Annotated in this window: 5 protein-coding genes; 1 reads left to right on the top strand and 4 read right to left on the bottom strand. The window is 75.3% G+C overall.

The features are described 5' to 3' along the window. Together ACFSL4_RS35170 and ACFSL4_RS35165 are read right to left on the bottom strand one after the other, a co-directional pair. The coding region (locus tag ACFSL4_RS35170; protein WP_381091922.1) for a GGDEF domain-containing protein at positions 1–1,138 on the bottom strand (1,138 nt) is incomplete at its 3' end. Between the two features lie 104 nt (positions 1,139–1,242). Continuing rightward, the gene (locus tag ACFSL4_RS35165; RefSeq protein WP_381091920.1) at positions 1,243–2,049 is read right to left on the bottom strand and encodes an enoyl-CoA hydratase/isomerase family protein; all 807 of its coding nucleotides are present in this window, start codon (positions 2,047–2,049) and stop codon (positions 1,243–1,245) included. 226 nt (positions 2,050–2,275) lie between these two features. On the opposite strand from ACFSL4_RS35165, the gene ACFSL4_RS35160 reads away from it, so the two are divergent. Beyond that, the gene (locus tag ACFSL4_RS35160; RefSeq protein WP_381091918.1) at positions 2,276–2,872 is read left to right on the top strand and encodes a hypothetical protein; all 597 of its coding nucleotides are present in this window, start codon (positions 2,276–2,278) and stop codon (positions 2,870–2,872) included. A gap of 282 nt (positions 2,873–3,154) precedes the next feature. Here the strand turns inward: ACFSL4_RS35160 and ACFSL4_RS35155 are convergent, their stop codons facing one another. Both ACFSL4_RS35155 and ACFSL4_RS35150 read right to left on the bottom strand, forming a co-directional pair. Beyond that, positions 3,155–4,294, bottom strand: coding sequence for an adenylate/guanylate cyclase domain-containing protein (locus tag ACFSL4_RS35155; RefSeq protein ID WP_381091916.1), 1,140 nt, complete (start codon positions 4,292–4,294; stop codon positions 3,155–3,157). Positions 4,295–4,423: 129 nt separating this feature from the next. After that, on the bottom strand, positions 4,424–5,326 hold the full coding sequence (locus ACFSL4_RS35150) for a biotin--[acetyl-CoA-carboxylase] ligase (RefSeq protein ID WP_381091914.1): 903 nt from the start codon (positions 5,324–5,326) through the stop codon (positions 4,424–4,426). Between the last annotated feature and the right edge of the window lie 222 nt (positions 5,327–5,548).

Raw genomic sequence — 5,548 nt, 5'->3', positions numbered from 1 at the left:
CGCTCCGGCCCCGGAAGCGGCGACGCTCCACGGCGGCCGGGGGCGGCGCGTCGGCCAGCCGCACCACCGGATCGTCGGGCCCCTCGCGGCCCGCCACCACGGGCTTCGCGGCGCGCAGCGCCTTGGCGCGGTACTGGGCCGCGTCCGCGAGCCGGAACAGCCGGCGGGCCGAGCGGACCGGACCGATCGGGTCCTCGGTGGAGGCGACCCCGCAGGCGACCCCGTCGCCCAGTTCCAGCTCGGCGGCGCGCCGGCAGATCTCGTCGGCGACCCGGACGACCTCGTCGGCCGGCGGGCCGACCGCGAGGAGGCAGAACTCGTCGCCGCCGAGCCGCGCGACGAGAGCGCCCGGCAGCATGGCGCCGCACAGGGACAGGACCGACCCGAAGCGCTCCAGCAGCCGGTCGCCCACGGCGTGCCCCCGCGTGTCATTGACCCGCTTGAGCCCGTTCACGTCGCAGACGACGAGCGAGACCACCGCCCCCTCGCTCCGGTGCCGTTCGACCGCCTCTTCGAGGCGCACATCGACGGCACGGCGGTTGGCGAGGCCCGTCAGCGCGTCGGTGAAGGCGAGCCGGCGGGCCTCCTCCAGACGTTCGCTCTGGGCGATGCCCGCGGCGACGACGGAGGCGAGGACGGTGGCGAAGTCGGCGTCGGCATCGCCGTAGACGGGGGCGCCGACGGAGCGCGCGACATACAGCTCGCCCCAGGCGCGTCCGTGCAGCACGACCGGCGCGACGACACAGCAGCCTCGGCCGCGCCGGCGCAGGGCGGCGACACGCTGGTGGCAGTACCCGGCGCGCCCCGCCGCCGGGCCTTCGGCCGTTTCCACCCAGGCGCTCGGCCCGCCGCCGCCCGCCCAGCGCTCGTGCAGGAACTCGGTGATCTCCGGGAACTGGTGCACCGGGTACGCCTCGTGCTCCGGGAACTCCTCCTCGCCGGGTGCCCGCTCCCCCACGTTGACGAGGACCCTCAGCCGTCCGCGCTCACGCTCCCACACGGACAGCGCGGCGAAGCTGCCGGCGAGGGCCCGGCACGCGCCGAGCGCGGCGGCCCGCCACGCCTCCCGCGGGGTGTGCGCCGCCGCCATGCCCTGCGCCAGCGCCACCACGGCCCTCAGCCGACTGTCCTCACCCATCACTCCAGGCTAGGGACGATCGGCACCATATGAGACATCGGTGCGGCGATCAGGGGTGCGAACCATCGGGCCCCGGGGCCGTCAGGGGTGGGGGCGTCTCCCGGCTACTCGCCCGGCCACTGGGGGCTCCGCTTCTCGTTGAAGGCGGCCACCCCCTCCGCGCGGTCCCCGGAGAACGCCACCGACCGCCACGCCGCGTCCTCGACCTCCAGACCGGCCCGCAGATCGAGACCGTGCCCCAGCCGCAGGGCACGCTTCGCGGCGCGCAGGCCCACCGGGGAGTTCGCGGCGATCCGGGCCGCGAGGGCGAGGGCCTCCGCCCGGTCCCGGCCCTCCGGCACGAGGTCGTCGACCAGGCCCAGCTCCCGCGCCTCGGCCGCCTCCAGGCGGCGCGCCGTGAAGATCAGTTCCGCCGCGCGCGCCGCGCCCACCCGGCGGGGCAGCAACTGCGTACCGCCGCCTCCGGGGATCACCCCGACCGACACCTCGGGCAGCCCGACCACCGCGGTGCGGTCGGCCACGATCAGATCGCAGGACAGCGCCAGCTCGAAGCCGCCGCCCAGCGCGAACCCGTGCACGGCGGCGATCGTCGGCATCGGCAGTTCCAGGACCCCGGTGTAGGCGGCCCGCGCGACCGGCCGCTGGCGCACCAGATCGGCGTCAGTGAAGGAGTTGCGCTCCTTCAGGTCCGCGCCCACGCAGAACGCCCGCTCGTGCGTCGACGTCAGCACCGTCACCCGGGCGTCCCGGTCGGCGGCGAGGTGCTCGCACGCCGCGGCGATCGAACGCGCCATCTCCGTGGACACCGCGTTCATCGCCTTGGGCCGGTCGAGCGCCAGCTCCGCCACATACGCGTGCCGCCGTACGACGACGTGGTCGCCGAACCGGCGCTCGTCCTCCTGCTCCGCCATGACACCCTCCCGGTTAACGCGGGTTAACTACGACGCCACGATCATCGCAGCCGAAGCGGCCCGGCGAAAGCCGCCGCGAGCCCCGGACGGTCGGGGGCCACTTCCGGGCTACGCACCCCCGTTCGGGTGACATTCGACCGGTCTCCGCACCCCCCACCCCCAATCTGCACATAACCTGCGCACCGCCACGGCGCATCGGGGAGTCGCCGGCGCGGGAGGGATGACCATGACCACGGACACGGCCACCGCCGGAACCACGACGACGCCGCACGGCGCCCGAAGACCCCTCCGTCTCCGCCCGGCGGGCCGGCACCGCAAGCCCCGCCCCCGGCGGCTGGTCCTCGCCGTCGGCGGGTTCGCGCTGGTCTCCGGGGCACTCGGCCTCGTCCACCTCGCGTCCCCGCCGGTGACGGGCGGGAGCGGAACCGCGGAGGCCGAACCCCGGATCGGCGCCACCACCGGGTCCACCGCGCCGGCCTCGGTCCCGGCGGTCCCGTCCGCGGGCGCCCGGGGCCACTCCGCCGTCCCCGGCACAGCGGCTGGGGGCGGGCCCCGGGCCGCGACGGCCACCGTGCGCCCCCTCGCACAGCCGTCCTCGGCGGCCCCGCGCACGTCCGACGCCGCGACGGGCATTCCCGACGCCCCGTCGGACCCCACCGCATCGCGTATACCGCGGTCCCCCACGGCCACGGCGCCGCCCGCGGGGTCACCCGCCCCGTCCTCGAGCACGACCACGGTGCCCGCCCCGGACCAGGACCCTCCGGGCCTGTGCATCCCGATCGTCGGACTGTGCGTCAACGGCCTGGTGGCACCGGGGGGTTGAGACGGGCCGCGCGCACGGCCACCCCACGCGGCGGGGTCCCGCGGCTCCTCACCTGCACCACACCTGCACGACCCGTCACGCGACAGCGCCCCGCAGCGCCTGACACGCCCGCCCGTACCCCGGGCGGGCGGGACACCCCGCATCCCCGGCCACCGGGGCGCCCCGCACCCACGACCTCCCGACGGCCGGCTCCCGGACCCGCGCGGGCCCCGCGCTGGGCCCCGCGCACGGAACTCGCGCAAAATGCGCCGACGACGTGCCGGCTCGACGCCGGCGTGCGGGCTACTCCGTCTCCTCCCTGCGCGTCAGCAGCCACGGCTCGACCACGCCCAGGCCGCGCACCGGGCGCTGCCACATCGGCTGGAGCGCGAAGCGGTACTCGGGCGGCTCCTCGCCCTCCTTCTCCGCCGCGGCCGCGGCCTCGGCGGCCTCCGCCTCGGAGGCGGGCGCCTCACCGGTGCGGATCAGCTCCTCCGCGAAGGCGCCGTCCACCAGGACCGCGTCCCGGGGCGCTATCGAGGTCAGCCGGCTCGCCAGGTTCACGGTCGTGCCGAAGACATCGCCCATCCTGGTGGTCACCGTGCCGAAGGCGATGCCCACGCGCAGTTCCGGCATGGTCTCGTCGTGCGCCATCGTCTCGATGAGGCGCAGGGCGATCTCCGCGGCCGTCCCGGCCTCGTCCGCCGCGAACAGCACTTCGTCACCCAGCGTCTTGATCAGCCGTCCGCCGTGGGCGGCCACCAGATCGGCCGCGGTCGTCTCGAACGCCTCGACGAGCTCGCCGAGTTCCTCCTCCTCCATACGGCGCGTCAGTCTCGTGAAGCCGACGAGGTCCGCGAAGCCGACCGCGAGGCGGCGGTCGACCATCTCCTCGTCGTCCGCGGCCTGGACGACCCGGCCGGTCGCGGCGGCGAGCTGGCGCCGCCAGACATAGACGAGGAACTCCTCCAGCTCCGGCAGGAGCAGCTCGATCAGGGGGTAGGTCACCTCGGTGCGGGTCATGCCGGGCTCGGGGGGCTCGGTGAGGCCCTCCAGGAAGGAGTCGATCTGCCACTCGGCGAGACGGGCGGTGGTCTGCCCGGTCGAACGGGCCACCTGCACCGCCATCGCCTCGCTCAGCAGGCCCGCCTCGACCAGACCGGCCAGACGGCGCAGGGCCAGCACGTCGGCCTCCGTGAGCGCCTTGGCCTGCCCGATGTCCGCGAAGCCCATCGCCCGCCAGAAACGGGACGCCAGCTCCATGGAGACGCCCGCGCTGCGGGCCGCCTGGAAGGGGGTGTAGCGGCGCTCCGCCCCCAGGATGAGCTGCTCCAGGCGGATCGCGAGGGGATTGCCCTCGGGCTCGGCGTATGCGTCCCGCTCCGGCTCGCCGTCGGGGTCGGGATGTACGCCCGTGCCCGAGCCCGTGTCGTCGACGGTCACGCGTGCTGCCCTTCCCATCTGCCGCGGTCAGGTTCGACCGCGGTCAACTTTACGGCAGGTGTGCGGTAGCTCACTCCTCAGCGGCTCAGGTGGGTATCGCGTCGGCGGGCGGGCGGCGGCCCGCGGTGCTCAGGCGGGCCGTACATGCACGATGTCCGCCGCCCCCACGGGCTCCTGCACCCCCTGCGTGGTCGCCAGCACCAGCCGGCCGTCGCCGTCGATCGCCACCGCCTCCCCGGTGAGGGAGCGGTCACCGGGCAGATCGGCCCGTACGAGCCGGCCCAGGGTCGCGCATCCGGCCGCGTACGTCTCCTGCAGACCGCTGTCCACCGGGTCGCCGCCGGCGGCGCGCCACCGCCCGTACCAGTCCTCCAGGGACCGCAGCACCGCCCGCAGCAGCGGGTCGCGGTCCGTGACGCGGGCGCCCGCGAGGGCCAGCGAGCCCGCCACGGGCACCGGCAGTTCGTCCTCCCGGAGGGTCACGTTGATGCCGACGCCGATCACGACCGCGTCCTCACTCGCGCGCTCCAGGAGGATCCCCCCGGCCTTGCGCTCCTCGTCCCCCACGGTGACCAGGAGGTCGTTGGGCCACTTGAGCGCCGTGTCCACGCCCCCGGCCCGGGACAGTCCGGTCGCGACGGCGACCCCGGTGAGCAGCGGCAGCCAGCCCCAGCGTGCGACGGGCACGTCGGCCGGACGGAGCAGGACGGAGAAGAACAGGCCGGAGCGGGCCGGAGCGGTCCAGGCGCGGCCGATCCGCCCGCGTCCCGCGGTCTGCTCCTCGGCGACCAGGACCGTGCCCTCGGCGGCGTCGCCGGTCACGGCGAGGTCGACGAGGTCGCTGTTGGTGGACCCGGTGCGCTGCACCACCTCGATCCGGGACCAGAGCCCGCCCTCCCGCACCAGCGCCCGGCGCAGCGCGGCTCCGTTGAGGGGCGGGCGGTCCAGGTCGGACCAGCGGCTGCCGCCCCCGGGGGCGTCGGCGGAGTCGTCGGACGGGTCGTTCGCCTCAGAGGCGTCTCGCGGCATCATGCAAGCCACCCTAGGTGTGGTAAACGCCGCACTGCCGAAGGGTGGGCACACCACTACGCTACGGATGAGTAACCGTCCGTACTTCTGAGCATTCTCGCTCGCCTCACCTCCACGTCCCCACTGAGCAGGGAGCCGCGCCCCGATGTCCGAGCCGGAAGAGATCGACGTTCACACCACTGCGGGCAAGCTCGCGGATCTCCAGCGCCGTGTGCAGGAGGCCAC

Source organism: Streptomyces caeni (assembly GCF_042678285.1).
GTDB lineage: Bacteria > Actinomycetota > Actinomycetes > Streptomycetales > Streptomycetaceae > Streptomyces > Streptomyces caeni.
This window is presented reverse-complemented; position numbering and strand designations above follow the sequence as displayed.